Source organism: Rhizobium sp. M1 (assembly GCF_002531805.1).
Taxonomy (GTDB): domain Bacteria; phylum Pseudomonadota; class Alphaproteobacteria; order Rhizobiales; family Rhizobiaceae; genus Rhizobium; species Rhizobium etli_C.
On sequence record NZ_NWSW01000018.1, the window covers coordinates 13,542 to 30,472 of the forward strand.

The 16,931-nt window shown below is 61.9% G+C and carries 15 protein-coding genes; 9 read left to right on the top strand and 6 right to left on the bottom strand.

Annotation, left to right across the window (positions count from 1 at the left end):
- Positions 1–288 precede the first annotated feature (288 nt).
- The gene (fumC, locus tag CO655_RS18410; protein ID WP_097605208.1) at positions 289–1,680 is read right to left on the bottom strand and encodes a class II fumarate hydratase; all 1,392 of its coding nucleotides are present in this window, start codon (positions 1,678–1,680) and stop codon (positions 289–291) included.
- Positions 1,681–1,771: 91 nt separating this feature from the next.
- Here fumC and CO655_RS33450 point away from each other — a divergent pair, with 91 nt between their 5' ends.
- Positions 1,772–2,008, top strand: coding sequence for a hypothetical protein (locus CO655_RS33450; protein WP_141514336.1), 237 nt, complete (start codon positions 1,772–1,774; stop codon positions 2,006–2,008).
- 75 nt (positions 2,009–2,083) lie between these two features.
- A complete protein-coding gene (locus CO655_RS18415; RefSeq protein ID WP_097605207.1) occupies positions 2,084–3,991 on the top strand; it encodes a murein L,D-transpeptidase in 1,908 nt (635 codons plus the stop codon).
- Positions 3,992–4,147: 156 nt separating this feature from the next.
- Here the strand turns inward: CO655_RS18415 and CO655_RS18420 are convergent, their stop codons facing one another.
- On the bottom strand, positions 4,148–4,858 hold the full coding sequence (locus CO655_RS18420; RefSeq protein ID WP_097665810.1) for an HAD family hydrolase: 711 nt from the start codon (positions 4,856–4,858) through the stop codon (positions 4,148–4,150).
- 233 nt (positions 4,859–5,091) lie between these two features.
- Here CO655_RS18420 and rpiA point away from each other — a divergent pair, with 233 nt between their 5' ends.
- The 3 genes from rpiA to CO655_RS18435 all read left to right on the top strand — a co-directional run bounded on the left by rpiA (position 5,092) and on the right by CO655_RS18435 (position 6,735).
- The gene (gene rpiA, locus CO655_RS18425; protein WP_012484046.1) at positions 5,092–5,790 is read left to right on the top strand and encodes a ribose-5-phosphate isomerase RpiA; all 699 of its coding nucleotides are present in this window, start codon (positions 5,092–5,094) and stop codon (positions 5,788–5,790) included.
- Positions 5,791–5,805: 15 nt separating this feature from the next.
- Positions 5,806–6,363, top strand: coding sequence for a DUF2059 domain-containing protein (locus CO655_RS18430; RefSeq protein ID WP_097605205.1), 558 nt, complete (start codon positions 5,806–5,808; stop codon positions 6,361–6,363).
- 90 nt (positions 6,364–6,453) lie between these two features.
- On the top strand, positions 6,454–6,735 hold the full coding sequence (locus tag CO655_RS18435; RefSeq protein WP_097605204.1) for an acylphosphatase: 282 nt from the start codon (positions 6,454–6,456) through the stop codon (positions 6,733–6,735).
- A gap of 50 nt (positions 6,736–6,785) precedes the next feature.
- On the opposite strand, the gene CO655_RS18440 is transcribed toward CO655_RS18435, so the two are convergent.
- Complete coding sequence (locus tag CO655_RS18440; protein ID WP_170964748.1) at positions 6,786–7,019, bottom strand: hypothetical protein; 234 nt, start codon at positions 7,017–7,019, stop codon at positions 6,786–6,788.
- A gap of 235 nt (positions 7,020–7,254) precedes the next feature.
- Here CO655_RS18440 and gor point away from each other — a divergent pair, with 235 nt between their 5' ends.
- On the top strand, positions 7,255–8,640 hold the full coding sequence (gor, locus tag CO655_RS18445; RefSeq protein ID WP_097665812.1) for a glutathione-disulfide reductase: 1,386 nt from the start codon (positions 7,255–7,257) through the stop codon (positions 8,638–8,640).
- 11 nt (positions 8,641–8,651) lie between these two features.
- Here gor and CO655_RS18450 read toward each other — a convergent pair whose 3' ends face one another.
- Positions 8,652–9,935, bottom strand: a complete 1,284-nt coding sequence (locus CO655_RS18450; RefSeq protein ID WP_097605202.1) for a pilus assembly protein TadG-related protein — start codon at positions 9,933–9,935, stop codon at positions 8,652–8,654.
- Positions 9,936–10,162: 227 nt separating this feature from the next.
- Here CO655_RS18450 and CO655_RS18460 point away from each other — a divergent pair, with 227 nt between their 5' ends.
- A complete protein-coding gene (locus tag CO655_RS18460) occupies positions 10,163–11,536 on the top strand; it encodes a 3-deoxy-7-phosphoheptulonate synthase class II (protein ID WP_003579666.1) in 1,374 nt (457 codons plus the stop codon).
- 438 nt (positions 11,537–11,974) lie between these two features.
- Here CO655_RS18460 and CO655_RS18465 read toward each other — a convergent pair whose 3' ends face one another.
- The gene (locus CO655_RS18465; protein ID WP_097665814.1) at positions 11,975–13,810 is read right to left on the bottom strand and encodes an ABC transporter ATP-binding protein; all 1,836 of its coding nucleotides are present in this window, start codon (positions 13,808–13,810) and stop codon (positions 11,975–11,977) included.
- 297 nt (positions 13,811–14,107) lie between these two features.
- On the opposite strand from CO655_RS18465, the gene CO655_RS18470 reads away from it, so the two are divergent.
- Positions 14,108–14,506 (top strand): GFA family protein, encoded by a 399-nt coding sequence (locus CO655_RS18470; protein WP_097665952.1) that lies wholly within the window; start codon positions 14,108–14,110, stop codon positions 14,504–14,506.
- Here CO655_RS18470 and CO655_RS18475 read toward each other — a convergent pair.
- Entirely contained in the window at positions 14,503–15,033 is a 531-nt protein-coding gene (locus CO655_RS18475; protein WP_097665816.1) for a DUF1003 domain-containing protein, read from the bottom strand. The two genes, CO655_RS18470 and CO655_RS18475, sit on opposite strands and share 4 nt — an antisense overlap.
- 190 nt (positions 15,034–15,223) lie before the next feature.
- Between CO655_RS18475 and CO655_RS18480 the strand changes: the two genes are divergently transcribed.
- A complete protein-coding gene (locus tag CO655_RS18480; RefSeq protein ID WP_097665818.1) occupies positions 15,224–16,903 on the top strand; it encodes an NAD+ synthase in 1,680 nt (559 codons plus the stop codon).
- The last annotated feature ends 28 nt before the right edge of the window (positions 16,904–16,931 follow it).

Sequence of the window (16,931 nt, forward strand, 5' to 3'; positions counted from 1 at the left end):
TTCCTGTGCTCATCACAGGAATCCAGTGCGCCCAAGTCCTTGGGCGCGAAAGATTCTTTCTCTTGAAGTGTTGATTCATTCACGGCGCGGATGCGCCGTGGCTGGATTCCTGTGACAGGCACAGGAATGAGGGAGCAAGTGGCTAGCTGTCCTCTTCCTCTCGCTCTTGGCGGATGAGAGAGAGGCATGCGGCGTCACCAATTGCCTCTTCTCCCCAGCGGAGAGAAGAGCCTGAGCGCAAGCGAAGGGCAACGATGGACGGCGTGCGTGTGGCCCGCCTCAACCGTCCTATTTCGGGCCGATCATCGTTTCCGGGCGGACGATCGCATCATAATCCTCAGCTGATACGAGGCCGCTGGCGAGCGCTTCCTCCTTCAGCGTCGTGCCGTTCTTGTGCGCTGTCTTGGCGATTTTGGCGGCAGCGTCGTAGCCGATCTTCGGCGCGAGTGCCGTCACCAGCATCAGCGAGCGTTCGAGGCCGGACTTGATGTTGTCTTCGCGCGCCTCGATGCCGACGACGCAATTGTCGGTGAAGGAGACGGCGGCGTCGGCAAGCAGCTGTACCGACTGCAGGAAATTATAGGCCATCATCGGATTGTAGACGTTGAGCTCGAAATGGCCTTGGCTATCGGCGAAAGTCAGGGCGGCGTGATTGCCGAAGATGTGGATGCAGACCTGCGTCAGCGCTTCGCATTGGGTCGGGTTGACCTTGCCGGGCATGATCGAGGAGCCGGGCTCGTTTTCCGGCAGCGCCAGTTCGCCGAGACCGGCGCGCGGGCCGGAGCCGAGGAGACGAATGTCGTTGGCGATCTTGAAGAGAGCGGCCGCTGCGGCATTGATGGCACCATGGGAAAAGACCATGCTGTCATGTGAGGCAAGCGCCTCGAACTTGTTCGGCGCGGTGACGAAGGGCAGGCCCGAAATAGCGGCGATCTCGCCGGCAACCTTTTCGGCAAAGCCCACCGGCGCGTTGAGGCCGGTGCCGACGGCGGTGCCGCCCTGGGCGAGCTCGCAGAGGCCGGGCAAAGTCATCTCGATGCGCTTGATGGCGGAGCCGACCTGGGCGGCGTAACCGGAAAATTCCTGGCCGAGCGTCAGCGGCGTCGCATCCTGGGTGTGGGTGCGGCCGATCTTGATGATGTGGCTGAATTCCGTGACCTTCATGTCGAGAGCGGCATGCAGGTGTTTCAGGGCCGGCAGCAGGTGATGCGCGATACGTTCGGCGCAGGCGATGTGCATGGCCGTGGGGTAGGTGTCGTTGGACGACTGGCTCATGTTGACGTGATCGTTCGGATGCACCGGCTTCTTGGAACCCATGACGCCGCCCAGCATTTCTATGGCACGATTGGAGATGACTTCGTTGGCATTCATGTTCGACTGCGTGCCGGAGCCGGTCTGCCAGACGACCAGCGGAAAATGGTCGTCGAGCTTGCCGTCGATCACTTCCTGGGCCGCATCAACGATGGCTTTGCCGAGGCCAGGATCGAGCTGGCCAAGCGCCATGTTAGCGCGTGCCGCGGCCTGCTTGACGATGCCGAGTGCGCGCACGATCGAGAGCGGCTGCTTTTCCCAGCCGATCTTGAAATTGCCGAGCGAACGCTCGGCCTGGGCGCCCCAATATCGGTCGGCGGCGACGTCGATGGGGCCAAAAGTATCGGTTTCGGTGCGGGTTGCGGTCATTGGGGTTTGCCTTCCTGTCACATGCTGTTTCGGGCATTTTCGAAAGATGAGGTTTTATAGGTGGGAAACCAGGACAAGAAAACCGGATGCCGTGCGAAATATTGAAAATTCCAGTCAGGTTTGCGCCGGCTGGCGGCCGTGCTTTTTCGGCCACTTTGAAAATATTATGCATCGGCAGGTTTTTGCCGCACTGGTCTGGCGGCAAAAATTCAGTAAAAAATTAACTAATAATTTCATAATTTTGTGTGAACTGCTGGGCGGCGCCGTGCAGCATTTCCGTCACAGAGAAGTGAGTCCGCCGGCGCTGGCGGCGAAGGCCGGTTTCTGATCAATGAGGCCCTACGCTGCGTGAGTTTCGCGGGATTTGAGCTGAGAACAGCATGACATCGGGACTGGAATATATATGACGTTCGTTTTGAAAAGCGCGGTATCCGCATTGGCAGTTTCCTGCGGCCTGGCAGTGATGGCCGCTCCCGCACATGCCTACACGCTGATGGATATGCTGCGGGGCGACAGGCAGCGGAGCCAGAGCACCATCTTCATGGATCAGGCGCCGGGCCGACCGGTGCCGCGTGGCGCCGCCGGCGGCTCGCTCGGCGGGCTTGATCCGGAGGCGCCGCTGCCGAAGGTCAGCGGTCCGCGTTACTACACCTATAAAGCCGAAACGCTGCAGTTCGTCGACACCAGCAAGTTTGCCGATCCCGTCGTCACCGGCGCGGTCGCCGAGGTTTCGCCGAGCGGTGAGGCCGGCGCCGAACCGGTCGTGCAGCGCCGCCTGCTGGCGCAGGCCAAGGTGCGCGCCAATGCCGACGTCGCCAAGGCGCTCGAGGCCTATTACGGTGACAGCCGCAATCCGCTCGTCTGGGTCGAAGGCAATGGAATCAACGAGCGCGCCAAATCGGTGATGGGCGCACTTGCCGATGCGGCCTCCGTCGGCCTCGATCCCGCCGATTACGCCATCCAGACACCGGCAATTGATCCGGCCAATCCCGATCCGGCCGTCCGCGACCGGGCGCTGACCCAGTTCGAACTCGAACTCTCGGCCAAGGTGCTGGCCTTCGTGCAGGACACGGTGCGCGGCCGCATCGATCCGAACAAGATTTCCGGCTATCACGATTTCCAGCGCAAGGTGGTCAATCTGGCGCCGGTCCTGAAGCTTGCCCGCATGAGCCCCGATGCCGGCGCCTATATCGCCAGCCGCTCGCCCGATAGTCCGCAGTTCGAGGCGCTGAAGGCGGAGCTTGCCAAGCTTCACGCCGCCGATGGCGGCAACGAGGAGCAGATCGTGGTTTCGCTCAGCGGCCTGCTGAAGCCCGGCGACAGCTCGCCCGAGATCGCCAATATCGTCAAGGCCGTCCAGAAGCACGGTTCCGAGACGCTGAGGACCGATCACGCCGCGACCTTTGCAGCCTACGCGGGCAGCAGCGACTATTCGCCGGATATCGTCGCGCTGGTGGAGGATTTCCAGAAGGAGCGCGGGCTGAAGGCCGACGGCGTCATCGGTCAGGCGACGGTGCGCGCCATGACCGGCGGTGACACCAATGCCTCGAAAATCGACAAGCTCGCCGTCGCCATGGAACAGGCGCGCTGGCTGCCGGAAGATCTCGGTTCGCGCTATGTCATGATCAACCAGCCGGCCTACATGGCCTACTACCACAACGACGGCAAGGAACAGCTGTCGATGCGTGTCGTCGTCGGCGGCAAGAACAATCAGACCTATTTCTTCAACGACGAGATCGAGACGGTGGAGTTCAACCCGTTCTGGGGCGTGCCGCAGTCGATCATTATCAATGAAATGCTGCCGAAGCTGCGCTCGGATCCGAACTATCTCGACCAGCTCGGCTATGAGGTTGAGGTGAACGGCCATGCCGTCGCCTCGTCCAGCGTCGACTGGTACGGCTCGACCGACAATGTTTCGGTCCGCCAGCCGCCAAGCAGCGACAATGCCCTCGGCGAACTCAAGATCCTGTTCCCGAACAGCCATGCGATCTACATGCACGACACGCCGTCGAAGAGTTTCTTCAAGCGTGATATGCGCGCTCTCAGCCACGGCTGCGTGCGTCTTTCCAATCCGCGCGCGATGGCAGCGGCCGTGCTCGGCACGACCGTCGACGATGTCGCCAAGCAGATCGCCAACGGGCAGAACCATGCGGTGAAGGTGCCGCAGAAGGTCCCGGTTTACGTGTCCTACTTCACCGCCTGGCCGAACAAGGACGGCGTCGTGGAATATTTTGACGACGTCTACGGCCGCGACACCTATGTCAAAAAGGCCTTCGACGCGACGACAAAGGCGCGCGGCGCGCAGATCTGACGCAGGTTTTACGGGTTTTGGAACGGGCGGTCTTCGGGCCGCCCGTTTTGTTTTGGGGCGAGTAGCGGAGTGTTGAGTTTGGCAGACTGGCGCCACAAACTCGTCCCTCATTCCTTTGCACGTCACAGGAATGAGGGGGAGAAATGAGCGGACTCCTCAGACCGCGACTTTCTCCGGATACTCCCGCAACAACCGCTCCACCAGCTCTGGCATCAACTCATCGTAATGCATGATGATCACATCCGGATCGAGGCTTGAAACCGGCACATCCGAGTAACCGAAGGGAACGGCGATCGACGGGACGGCGGCATTCTTCGCCACCGCGATGTCGTTGATGCTGTCGCCGATCATCACGGTGCGGGCGATGTCGCCGCCGGCGCGGTCGATGGTGCCGGTGAGATGGCGGGCGTCGGGTTTGCGGTATTCGAAAGTATCGCCGCCGGTGATGGCATCGAAATAGCCGGCGAGGTCGAGCTTGTCGAGCAGGCCGAAGGCTAGGCTTTCCATCTTGTTGGTGCAGACGGCGAGGCGGTAGCCGGCTGATCTCAGCCGGTCCATTGCGGCGACCAGGCCGGGATAGGGTTCGGTGTGGCCTGGCATATTGCCGGCATAATGGGCGACGAAACGTTCGACCAGCGGCGGGACGGCGTCGCTTTCGAGCGGATGGCCGCGCAGCCGGCAGGCGCGTTCGATCATCACCCGCGCGCCCTGGCCGACGAGGTGGGTGAGGTCGTCATAGCTGACCGGCTCGAGGCCGAGGGCTGCGATCGTATGGTTCAGGCTTTCGACCAGGTCCGCATGAGTATCGAGAAGGGTGCCATCGAGATCGAAGACGATGAGCGCCGGGCGAACGGGGGCAGGGGTCAAGGGCTTGCCTCTTTGAGCGAATGGGTCTTCCGGGAAGCGACGGGTCGCGCCCGGGGACGAGGGATCGTGCCTGAGGTAGGCGATCACGCGGCGGAAAGCAACGTCCGGTGATGGCCGGGGCGGCCGCAGGCATTTGTTTCGGCTTTTCATTTTCCGTGATGATTTTGACTTTCGTTTGCCAGGCGAGCCGTGTAAACAGCACATCCAACGCAATAAATCGGAGCTGGCGGCGCATGGATGCCCGCGAAATGAAGATCAAGGCCGCCGAGGCCGCACTCGCCCATGTCGAAGACGGGATGCGCCTCGGGATCGGGACGGGCAGCACGGCGGAAGAATTCGTCCGGCTGCTGGCGGAAAAGGTTGCGGGCGGCTTCAGGGTCGAAGGTGTTCCGACGTCCGAACGAACCGCGCGGCTCTGTGTCGAACTCGGCGTGCCGCTGAAATCGCTTGACGAACTGCCGGCGCTCGATCTGACGGTCGACGGCGCCGACGAGGTCGATCCGGCGCTCAGATTGATCAAGGGTGGCGGCGGCGCGCTGCTGCGCGAAAAGATCGTCGCCGCCGCTTCTGAGCGGATGATCGTCATCGCCGACGAAAGCAAGCTGGTCGATACGCTCGGCGCCTACGCGCTGCCGATCGAAGTCAATCCGTTCGGCCTCGTCTCGACGCGGATCGCGATCGAGAAAGTCGCGGCCCGGCTCGGCCTTTCCGGCGAACTCAGCCTGCGCCAGTCGGGTGACGGAGAGTTTACCACGGACGGCGGCCATCACATCATCGATGCATCTTTTGGCCGCATTCCTGATGCAGAGGCGCTTTCGAGCGAGCTGAATTCCATACCCGGCGTCGTCGAACACGGGCTCTTTATCAATATGGCGGCACTTGCGATCATTGCCGGTCCTGCGGGTGCGCGCACGCTGCAGGCAAACAGATAACAGGAGCATACACTCATGATGAACATTGCAGGTCTTGGCCGTTTTGCCGCTGCGACCATCGTTCTTTCCGGGCTTGCCTTCGGCTCCGCCGTCAAGGCGCAGGAGGTTTCCGACGAGCAGCTGAAGGCCGCGCGCGCCGCTGTCACTTCGATCGGCGCCACCGCCGCCTTCGACAACATCCTGCCGGGTCTGGCCGAGCGCCTGAAGGCCGGCCTGATTCAGGACTCGCCGAACTACCAGGACATCATCTCGTCGACGGTCGATGCGCAGGCGCTGGCACTGGCGCCGCGTCGCGGCGATCTCGAGAAGGAAGCCGCACTTATCTATGCCAAGACCTTCACTCTCGAAGAGCTGAAGACGATCGCCGATTTCTACAATTCCGACGTCGGCAAGAAGCTGCTGCGTGACGGCCCGGTCGCCTTGCGCGAGATGGGGAAGGCCGCCGATATCTGGGGTCAGGGCATTTCCCGCGATCTGGAAAAGCAGAGCAACGCCGAGCTTTCCAAGGTTATCAAGGCACCGCCGCCGGCAACCGACAGCCCGGTTGCTCCGGCACCGGCCGCCCAGCAGTAACGACTGCCCGCCAGAATTCGCGAAAGCCCGGCATCGTCCGGGCTTTTTTGTTATGATGCACCAGAGCATGATGCCGAAGGTGAGGCAGATATGTCCGATCGTTACGAGGCTGTGCGAGTACGAATATCAGGCAGGGTCCAAGGGGTGGGTTTTCGCATGTGGACGCGCGATGAGGCGCTGCGGCTCGGGCTGACCGGCTGGGTGCGCAACGAGGCGGACGGATCCGTCGCTGCCTTGGTCGCAGGGCCGGACAATGCGATCTCGACGATGATCGAGCGCTTGAGACGCGGGCCTGCAGGAGCATCGGTTTCTGGCGTGGAGACGGAAGCGACCCGGCTTGAGAAGATGCCGACAGATTTCCGCATCACCTGATGACAGCGGTAATCCGGCAAGGGACGGGCTTATGCCGATGCGCCTGACGCTCAGCCCCAATCCTTCGAGCTCTTGGCCAATTGCCATGCGCCTGTCTCGTCCGGCTCGACGCGCTTGTTGCCGCGGTAGAAAATCGGCAGTCCGGTTTTCTTGTCCATCGCAAAGCGGCTCGGCGTGAATTTCTCGTCTTCGTGGCCCTCGATGGCGAGATTGAGCGCCTCCTTGAATTTGCCGGCCTTGCACAGCTTCGCGAACAGAGTTTGATCCATCTTTTGCTCCGGCATCCTTTTCCGTCTCAACAACCATTGCCCTGCCAGCCTCAGCTGGCCGGGTCAACCGGAAACGGTGACCGGGTCAACCGGAAACGGTGACCGTGCTCAACCGTAAACGGTGAGCGAGGGTTCAGATCAAGATTCGGCAATGGAGAGCGGGAAGAGGCAGGGGCGGGGCTTTTGTTTTCATGAGGATCGCCCCTATATCAGGAACGTCCTTTCCTGCGATTCCCTTCCGGAGTTCCTCATGTCTTCCTACGACTACGACCTCTTCGTCATCGGCGGCGGTTCCGGGGGGGTGCGCGCCGCCCGCGTTGCCGCCTCGCTCGGCAAGAGGGTGGCGATCGCCGAGGAATATCGTTATGGCGGCACATGTGTCATCCGCGGCTGCGTGCCGAAGAAGCTCTTCGTCTATGCCTCGCAGTTTCATGAACATTTCGAGGATGCGGAGGGCTTTGGCTGGACGGTCGGCGAAAGCAGCTTCGACTGGAAGAAGCTGGTCGCGGCCAAGGATGCCGAGATCGCGCGGCTGGAAGGCCTCTACAAGAAGGGCCTCAGCGGCGCCAATGCCGACATCCTGGAAACGCGCGCCGAACTGGTCGATGCTCATACGGTCCGGCTGATGAAAACCGGACAGACGGTGACGGCCAAGACCATCATCATCGCCACCGGCGGAAGGCCGAACCCGCATGCGGCCCTTCCCGGTCACGAATTCTGCATCTCCTCCAACGAGGCCTTTCATCTCGAAGAGCTGCCAAAATCGATCGTGATCGCTGGCGGCGGCTATATCGCCGTCGAGTTCGCCAATATTTTCCATGGTCTCGGCGTCGAGACGACGCTGATCTATCGCGGCGCTGAAATCCTGTCGCGTTTCGACGAGGATCTGAGGCGCGGGCTGCACGAGGCGATGGTCGCCAAGGGCATACGCATTCTCTGCCACGACACGCTGCAGAAGGTCTCCAAAGGCGAGGACGGGCTCACTCTCGAGACGATGAATAATGGCACGCTGCAGGCAGGCGTCGTCCTGCTGGCGCTCGGGCGCGATCCCAACACCGAGGGGCTCGGTCTGGAGGCGGCCGGCGTCGCTGTCGACGAGCGCGGCGCCATCATCGTCGACGACTATTCCCGTACCAACATCGAAAACATCTATGCCCTCGGCGATGTCACCAACCGGGTACAGCTGACGCCGGTGGCGATCCACGAGGCAATGTGCTTCATCGAAACCGAGTACAAGAACAATCCGACGCGGCCGGACTACGAGCTGATCCCGACCGCTGTCTTCTCGCAGCCGGAGATCGGCACCGTCGGTCTCTCGGAAGAGGAGGCGGCCAAGCGTTACGGCGAGCTTGAGGTTTATCGTGCCCAGTTCCGGCCGCTGAAGGCCACGCTTTCGGGCCGGTCCGAGCGGATGATCATGAAGCTGATCGTCGATGCGGCGAGCCGGAAGGTGGTCGGCGCCCACATCCTCGGCCACGATGCCGGGGAAATGGCGCAGTTGCTCGGCGTCACGCTCAAGGCCGGCTGCACCAAGGATGATTTCGACCAGACGATGGCGCTGCATCCGACGGCAGCCGAGGAGCTGGTCACCATGTATGCGCCGAGCTATCGGATTCGCGAGGGAAAGCGCGTCTAAGTCCCAGTTCTTTAGCTGGTGATCCGTGGCGCGCGGATGACCTTGAGGAAAAGCGCCTTCATCGCATCGGTGATACCTTCGGTCGGCGACACCTCGAAATAGAAACCGGGCGAGGCGCATGCCTGCATTTTCGTCGGGATCTCGCTCTGGAAGGGCTTGATCCAGGTATTGTACCAACTGTTGCTCGGCAACGGCAGATAGGTGGTATAGAGCACGGCGATCTTGACGCCGCGATCCTTCAGGGGCTTGCAGAAGGAGGTGTCGATCGGTTCCTGACAGCGGCCACCGGTCGTCTTCTTGGTGCATGTGGACGGCTTGTAGCTGTCGCCGACGCCATCGGATACGAAGAACAGGATTTTTTCGGCGCTGGTGTTCGACGTGCCGTCACCGGCCGGGTCGATGATGGTGTTCATCTGCGTCATGGCGCTGTCGAAGTTGGTGATCTGGTCGTTATTGTAGTTCTGATAGGGAATGGTCATCAGATCGACCGCGTCGGTATAGTTCTTCACCTTCGTCAGGTCGGAGGTGAGGCCGGAGATCGTCGTCAGCTTGGCGTCCTCGGCCTTGGTGCCGAAAGTGTAGACGCCCATACGGAACTGGTCGCTGCTGATGCGCTCGGTCTTGGCCGTATCGGTCAGCGCCTGGGTCGCCTGGCGCACTACGTCGATGCGCATGGCGACACCGAGGCTTTTGGCTATGGTATAGTTGTTGGTGCTCTTGTCCATCTGGTGGCAGGCAAAGGCGCAGCCTGTCTTGGCCTCCAGCTTTGAAACGTCGCTCGGCGTCGCGCCGACGCCCATGGAGGGCGTATTGTCGAGCAGGATATAGAAATCCATGAAGGCGGCGGTCTGGTATTCGGCAGTCGCCGTGCCGGAGATCGTAATCGAGTCCCGGCCAAAAATCTGCATGAAGGTCGTCGGCACCGTCGCTGTGAAGGAAACCTGCGAATTCAGCTTGTTGGCGGTCTTGGTGACGTCGATGCCGAGATCGACGTGAACCTCGGCCAGTTCCCCCGACACTTGGGACATGAAGATGTTGCGCGCGTCGGTCTTGCCGAGCGAGATCGTGCCGTTGCCGTTCATCGCCATCGCGGCTGCGACCGCGCTGGATTTTTCGGCGATCGAACCGACGGCGGCGGCGTCGGCTGCGGCATAGAGCTGGGTTCTCAGGCTCAGCGCATGGGCGAAGTCCACCGCCATGCCTGCCGTCCCGACAAGCGGCACCATCAGCAATGCCGTCATGATGCCGAAATTGCCCGAGCGGTCCGATATGAAACCGGGCGGAAGGATCGCCATGCCATGTCCCCGATGTTGAAACTCTTTCCGGTTCTACATTCAAAGTCTAAAATATGGGGAAATCGACATGGTATATGCCGGTTTAACCGGGCACTGGCCGACTGCGGCGGCCAGACGAGACGCTTTGGGCGATTGATCTTTGCAAGCCGGATCTAAAGGTCTATAAGCCGCCGGATTATCAAGGCTAGGCCGCATTCCAGGAACTGGGGCGAGAACAGGTGAGTGACATGGCAGAGAATTGGACCCCGAGCAGCTGGCGGCAGAAACCGATCCTGCAGGTTCCCGAATATCCGGATGCAGCCGCTTTGGCGGCAACGGAAGCAACGCTCGCCAGCTATCCGCCGCTCGTCTTCGCCGGCGAGGCGCGCCGGCTGAAGAAGCATCTCGCCAATGTCGCCGAAGGCAACGGTTTCCTGCTGCAGGGCGGTGATTGCGCCGAAAGCTTCGCCGAACACGGCGCCGATAATATCCGCGACTTCTTCCGCGCCTTCCTGCAGATGGCCGTCGTGCTGACTTTCGGCGCGCAGCTGCCGGTCGTCAAGGTCGGCCGCATTGCCGGCCAGTTCGCCAAGCCGCGTTCATCGAACGTCGAGAAGCAGGGCGACGTGACGCTGCCGGCCTATCGCGGCGACATCATCAACGGCATCGAATTCACCGAGGAGTCGCGCATCCCGAACCCGGAACGCCAGGCCATGGCCTATCGCCAGTCGGCCGCGACGCTCAACCTTCTGCGCGCCTTCGCGATGGGCGGCTACGCCAACCTCGAAAACGTGCATCAGTGGATGCTCGGCTTCGTCAAGGACAGCCCACAGGGCGAGCGGTACCGCAAGCTGGCCGACCGCATCAGCGAAACCATGGATTTCATGAAGGCGATCGGCATCACCTCGGAAAACCACCCGAGCCTGCGCGAGACCGATTTCTTCACCAGCCACGAGGCGCTGCTGCTCGGCTACGAGGAAGCGCTGACCCGCGTCGATTCCACCTCGGGCGACTGGTACGCCACATCAGGTCACATGATCTGGATCGGCGACCGCACGCGCCAGGCCGACCATGCGCATATCGAATATTGCCGCGGCATCAAGAACCCGATCGGGCTTAAATGCGGCCCATCGCTGCAGGCCGACGATCTGCTGCAGCTGATCGATATCCTGAATCCGGCTAACGAAGCCGGGCGGCTGACGCTGATCTGCCGTTTCGGCCATGAGAAGGTCGCCGAAAACCTGCCGCGCCTCATCCGCGCCGTCGAGCGCGAGGGGCGCAAGGTCGTCTGGTCCTGCGACCCGATGCACGGCAACACGATCACGCTCAACAACTACAAGACCCGTCCCTTCGAGCGGATCCTGTCGGAAGTCGAAAGCTTCTTCCAGATCCACCGCGCCGAAGGCACGCATCCCGGCGGCATCCATGTCGAAATGACCGGCAAGGACGTGACGGAATGCACCGGCGGCGCCCGCGCCGTCACCGCCGACGATCTGCAGGATCGCTACCACACCCATTGCGATCCGCGCCTTAACTCCGACCAGGCGCTCGAACTCGCCTTCCTGCTTGCCGAGCGCATGAAGGGCGGCCGCGACGAGAAGCGCATGGTCGCCAACGGCTGAGGCCGGTTGATATGGATGGAGAAAAGCCCGGTTCGCCCGGGCTTTTTTGTTGACAGTTGGTCTACTCGTCTTGCGCTTTCCTGCGGGTACTCCCTTGCGGGAAATGGGACGTGTCCTCGGCAAAGCAGATCGGTGCCATATGCCCGCTGCTTATCTTCTCCCTCATTCCTGTGCCTGTCACAGGAATCCAGTGCGCCCAAGTCCTTGGGCGCGAAAGACTCTTTTCCTTGGGTATTGATTCAATCACGGCGCAGACGCGCCGTGGCTGGATTCCTGTGACAGGCACAGGAATGAGGGAGTGTGTGAGGACGCTTTCGCCAGATCCTCCACCGGGCAGATCGGCATAACATGCCGAATGCAGGTGGCCCGGATGAGAAGCGTACGCGGCACGAAGAGGCATGCGGCATACGCTTTCTCCCCGACAGCCGTTTGCTGCACTCAAATGCTGGCCTGAACGCTGTGCAGGTTGGCGTAAACGCCGCCTTGCGCCATCAGATCGTCATGCGTGCCCTGTTCGACGATGCCGTCGCCCGTCAGGACCAGGATGCGGTCGGCATGTCGGACGGTCGACAGGCGGTGGGCGATGACCAGGGTGGTTCGGCCGTTCGCCAGGCTCAGCAGCGCCTGCTGCACCGCCCGTTCGCTCTCATTGTCGAGCGCGCTGGTCGCCTCGTCGAAGATCAGCATCTCAGGATCCTTGAGGAAGGCGCGGGCGATGGTGATGCGCTGGCGCTGGCCGCCCGAAAGTTTTACGCCGCGCTGGCCGATATCGGTGTCATAGCCATTGGGCAAGGCCATGATGAAATCGTGCGCATTGGCGGCGCGGGCAGCCGCTTCGAGCTCGGCATCGGTCGCGCCCGGCCTGCCGTATCGCAGGTTTTCCGCAACCGTGCCGGCGAAGAGATAGACATCCTGCTGAACCACGCCGACATGGCGCCGAAGCGAGGCGAGTGTCACGTCGCGAATATCGGTGCCGTCGATCCGGATCGCCCCGGCCGCGACATCGTAGAAGCGCGGGATGAGGGCGCAGAGCGTGCTCTTGCCGACGCCGGAGGGGCCGACCAGAGCGACGAACTCTCCGGGGGCGATGGTCAGTGACAGCCGCTCCAGAACGCTGGGGCCATCGGCCTCATAGCCGAAGGCGACGTCGCAAAAGCTGATCTCGCCCTTAGGCACGGGCATCGGACGGGCGTCCGGCCGATCGGTGATATCGGGCGCGATCTCCAGGATTTCCATAGCCCTGATGAAGCCGGTATAGCCCTCCTGCCAGAGCCGCACGAAATTGGCGAGCCGCTGCACCGGATCGACCAATACGGCGACACAGAGCAGGAAGGTCAGCATATCGGGGACGGTGAGATCCGCTGACAGGATGCGCAGGCCACCGACGATGATCACCAATATCGTCACGAGCTGGGCGAAGGTTTCGGTGCCGACCGAAAACCAGGCTTCGCTTCGGTAGCCCTCCGCGCGGCTTTGCAGGAAGCGCTGGTTCTGTTCGTCGAAGCGCTGCCTTTCCAGCGCCTCGTTGGCGAAGGACTGGACGACGCGGATACCTGCCAGAGCGTCCTCGACGCGCTCGTTGACGGCGGCGATCTGCCGCTTGCTGGCTTCGAGCGCGCGGTTCATCCGCCGGTTGAAATAGAGCGCATAAGCGACCGCGACCGGCGTGAGCAGCAGGATCAGGGTCGCCAAGGGCGGGTCGATGAAGAAGAGCACCAGCATGGCGCCGGCATATTTCAGCACGGCGATGGCAAGATCCTCGGGGCCGTGGTGGAAGAGTTCGCCGAGCCAGAGGGAGTCGTTGGTGATGCGGCTCATCAGCTGGCCGGTGCGCTGGCGGTCGTAGAAGCTGAAGGAGAGTTTCTGGCAATGCTCGAAGAGTTCCTGCCGCACCGTCGCTTCGATACGGGCGCCCATGACGTGGCCGCGATAATCGACGAAGAAGATCGCGGCGATCTGGACTGCCAGAACGGCCAGCATGACGCCGCCCATCACCAGGATCTGGGTGAAGGCCTGCGGCGCATCGGGCAGGGCCAGAAGGCGGCTGGTGACGATATTGGCGCAGAGCGGCAGGGCGACCGCCGTGCCGGCAACGAGGATAGCGCAAAGCAGATCCGCCAGCAGCAGAGGCAGATGCGGGCGGTAGTAGGAAAGAAATTTTCGCATGCGCGACCAGCGCCGGCCGCGGTCAGCGGCGGGGTCGTCCAGGAAGAATGTGAGGAAGGCGTTATGGCGTCGCGCGTTTTTCCGCGCGCGGGAGAACGGAATATTCATGAGGCAGAATGTCCTTGTGGGCGATGTTTCCTTTCTGTTTGGACAGGATCGCTCTCATGACAGTCTCCCCAGGGTTGAATGAATTGAACCCTCAGTATCGCCGAGAAGCCGGATCAATTCAACTTGGTGACGTGAGGAGATCGATCGGTGTTGTCGACAGGCAACAGCGGAAGGTCGCGTACCGGCCAAGTCCATGCGAGGCGAGCGTGCTTCAAATTTTCTGATCTCTCGTTGAACGGAATGGATTTGACGCCCGCGGCGATCGGCGGCAACCTCCTGCAAAATGGAGGAGTGGTCATGACCGAACGGCATACAGGCGGCTGCCTTTGCGGCGCCGTGCGATATTCGATTGCGGGCGAGCCCGGACCTGTCGTCGGCTGCCATTGCTCGCAGTGCCGCCGGCAGACGGGATTTTATTATGCCGCGGCCAACGTGTCGCGCACTGCTCTTTCGGTGCAGGGCGCCGAAGCGGTCCGCTGGTATCGGTCGAGCGGCGAGGCGCAGCGCGGCTTTTGCGGGAATTGCGGCTCGGCACTGTTCTGGCAGGGCGACGAATCGCCGGAGGTTTCGGTCCTGGCCGGAAGCTTCGACGAGCCCACTGGCCTTTCCTTCGGTCACCACATTTACTGCACTGACAAGGGCGATTTCTACGAGATTACGGATGGCCTGCCGCAATATGACAGGTTTCCGGTCTAGCTTCTGGCTGAAAGCGCGGCGGTGAGGCGGGCGACGTCCTCGCGCAATGCCGTCAGCTCGGTCAGCACATGCATATCGATCTTCTGATGCAGGGAGAGCACTTCGAGCTCGGCCTTGAGATTGACTTCGTAATCCTTTGCGGCCTCGAAGCGGTCGCGCTCGGCCTGGCGGTTCTGCGACATCATGATAATCGGCGCCTGGATGGCGGCGAGCATCGACAGGATCAGGTTCAGGAAGACGAAGGGGTAGGGGTCGAAGGCGCGGGTCGCCAGGAGTATGGTGTTGATTATCGTCCAGACGGCGAGGAATGCCAGGAAGGCGATGATGAAGGACCAGGAGCCGCCGACACGGGCGATGCCGTCGGCGACACGCTCGCCGAACGAAGCTTCGGCGGAGAAGGCGGCATTGACGTCGGTCGAGATGACCTTCCGCTCATGGGTCTTCGCCAGCACGCGTTTTTCGATGTCGCCGAGTTCATCGGCCGGCTTGTCGAAATGATGGTGCATGAAGTTCGAAATATTAGACATGGCCTGTTTCCGGTGTCCGTTATCGATGCAGTCGCCTTTTGGGGCAGTATTCCGCTCCTCCGGCAAATTGCAATGAGTGTCTATGCCGCGAGGCCGCGGCGCGTCCGGTCATAAAAATTTCGTCACCGCAGGATGCAGCTTTCGTCGCGAACATGTTGCCGTTGCGGATGCTGCAAGCTAAATAAATGACATGACACAGGAAAACGCTCTCTCTGATATCTTCCGCATTGCCGTCGGCCAGCTCAACCCGACGGTCGGCGACGTCGCCGGCAATCTCGTCAAGGCCCGCGAAGCGCGCGCCGATACGGCCCGGGAGGGCGCGCATCTGCTCGTCCTGACCGAGCTTTTCATCTCCGGCTATCCGCCGGAAGACCTGGTGCTGAAGCCGGCCTTCATCCGCGCCTGCTGGAAGGCGGTCGAGAGCCTGGCCGCCGATACTGCCGATGGCGGGCCGGGCGTCATCATCGGTTTTCCCCGGCAGGACGAGAACGGGCGTTATAATTCCGTCGCCGTGCTCGACGGCGGCAAAGTCATCGCGGTGCGCGACAAGGTCGATCTGCCGAATTACGGTGAGTTCGATGAGAAGCGCGTCTTCCATCAGGGCGCCATGCCCGGGCCGGTCAATTTCCGTGGAGTGAGGCTCGGTATTCCGATCTGCGAGGATATCTGGGGCGAGCTCGGCGTCTGCGAGACGCTGGCCGAAAGCGGCGCCGAAATCCTGCTGTCGCCGAATGGGTCTCCCTACTACCGCGGCAAGGTCGATATCCGTCATCAGGTGGTGCTGAAGCAGGTGATCGAGACCGGTCTGCCGCTGATCTATGCCGCCCAGCTCGGCGGCCAGGACGAGCTCGTCTTCGACGGCGCGAGTTTCGCCTTCAATGCCGACAGGTCGCTTGCCTTCCAGATGAGCGAGTTCGAGACGGCGCTTGCGGTGACGACGTGGAAGCGCGGCGAAAGCGGCTGGCACTGCGCCGAAGGGCCGATGGCGCGGATCCCCGAGGGCGAGGAGGCCGATTACCGCGCCTGCCTGCTCGGCTTTCGCGATTACGTCAACAAGAACGGCTTCAAGACGGTCGTGCTCGGCCTCTCCGGCGGTATCGACTCGGCGATCTGCGCGGCCATCGCCGTCGATGCGCTCGGCGAGGAGCGGGTACGCACCGTCATGCTGCCTTACCGTTATACCTCGGAGGATTCGCTGAAGGACGCGGCCGATTGCGCCAAGGCGCTCGGCTGCCGCTACGACATCGTGCCGATCGAGCAGCCGGTGACGGGCTTCAGCAGCGCGCTTTCCGATCTTTTCGAGGGCACGGAGAGCGGCATCACCGAGGAGAACCTGCAGAGCCGCGCGCGCGGCGTCATCCTGATGGCGATCTCCAACAAGTTCGGCGCGATGGTGGTGACGACGGGCAACAAGTCGGAAATGTCGGTCGGTTACGCCACGCTCTATGGCGACATGAATGGCGGCTTCAACCCGATCAAGGACCTCTACAAGATGCAGGTCTATGCGCTGGCCCGCTGGCGCAACGAAAACGTGCCGCCGACTGCGCTGGGGCCGTCGGGCGAGGTGATCCCGCTGAATATCATCGACAAGGCGCCCTCGGCAGAACTGCGCCCCGACCAGAAGGACCAGGATTCGCTGCCGCCCTATCCCGTTCTCGACGATATCCTCGAATGCCTGGTCGAGAAGGAGATGGCGGTCGAAGAGATCGTCGCGCGCGGCCATGACGTCGCCACCGTTCACCGCGTCGAGCACCTGCTCTATCTCGCCGAATACAAGCGCCGGCAGTCGGCGCCGGGCGTGAAGATCACCAAGAAGAATTTCGGGCGTGATCGGCGTTATCCCATCACCAACCGGTTCCGGGATCGCTGAAGCGATCGAGATCGTTGACGCCGTCGAC

What these genes read in the sequence shown, in the direction of transcription:
- fumC (WP_097605208.1), bottom strand. Translation starts at nt 1,680, where the DNA reads ATGACCGCAACCCGCACCGAAACCGATACTTTTGGCCCCATCGACGTC.
- CO655_RS18415 (WP_097605207.1), top strand. Translation starts at nt 2,084, where the DNA reads ATGACGTTCGTTTTGAAAAGCGCGGTATCCGCATTGGCAGTTTCCTGC.
- rpiA (WP_012484046.1), top strand. Translation starts at nt 5,092, where the DNA reads ATGGATGCCCGCGAAATGAAGATCAAGGCCGCCGAGGCCGCACTCGCC.
- CO655_RS18430 (WP_097605205.1), top strand. Translation starts at nt 5,806, where the DNA reads ATGATGAACATTGCAGGTCTTGGCCGTTTTGCCGCTGCGACCATCGTT.
- CO655_RS18435 (WP_097605204.1), top strand. Translation starts at nt 6,454, where the DNA reads ATGTCCGATCGTTACGAGGCTGTGCGAGTACGAATATCAGGCAGGGTC.
- CO655_RS18440 (WP_170964748.1), bottom strand. Translation starts at nt 7,019, where the DNA reads ATGCCGGAGCAAAAGATGGATCAAACTCTGTTCGCGAAGCTGTGCAAG.
- gor (WP_097665812.1), top strand. Translation starts at nt 7,255, where the DNA reads ATGTCTTCCTACGACTACGACCTCTTCGTCATCGGCGGCGGTTCCGGG.
- CO655_RS18450 (WP_097605202.1), bottom strand. Translation starts at nt 9,935, where the DNA reads ATGGCGATCCTTCCGCCCGGTTTCATATCGGACCGCTCGGGCAATTTC.
- CO655_RS18460 (WP_003579666.1), top strand. Translation starts at nt 10,163, where the DNA reads ATGGCAGAGAATTGGACCCCGAGCAGCTGGCGGCAGAAACCGATCCTG.
- CO655_RS18465 (WP_097665814.1), bottom strand. Translation starts at nt 13,810, where the DNA reads ATGAATATTCCGTTCTCCCGCGCGCGGAAAAACGCGCGACGCCATAAC.
- CO655_RS18470 (WP_097665952.1), top strand. Translation starts at nt 14,108, where the DNA reads ATGACCGAACGGCATACAGGCGGCTGCCTTTGCGGCGCCGTGCGATAT.
- CO655_RS18475 (WP_097665816.1), bottom strand. Translation starts at nt 15,033, where the DNA reads ATGTCTAATATTTCGAACTTCATGCACCATCATTTCGACAAGCCGGCC.
- CO655_RS18480 (WP_097665818.1), top strand. Translation starts at nt 15,224, where the DNA reads ATGACACAGGAAAACGCTCTCTCTGATATCTTCCGCATTGCCGTCGGC.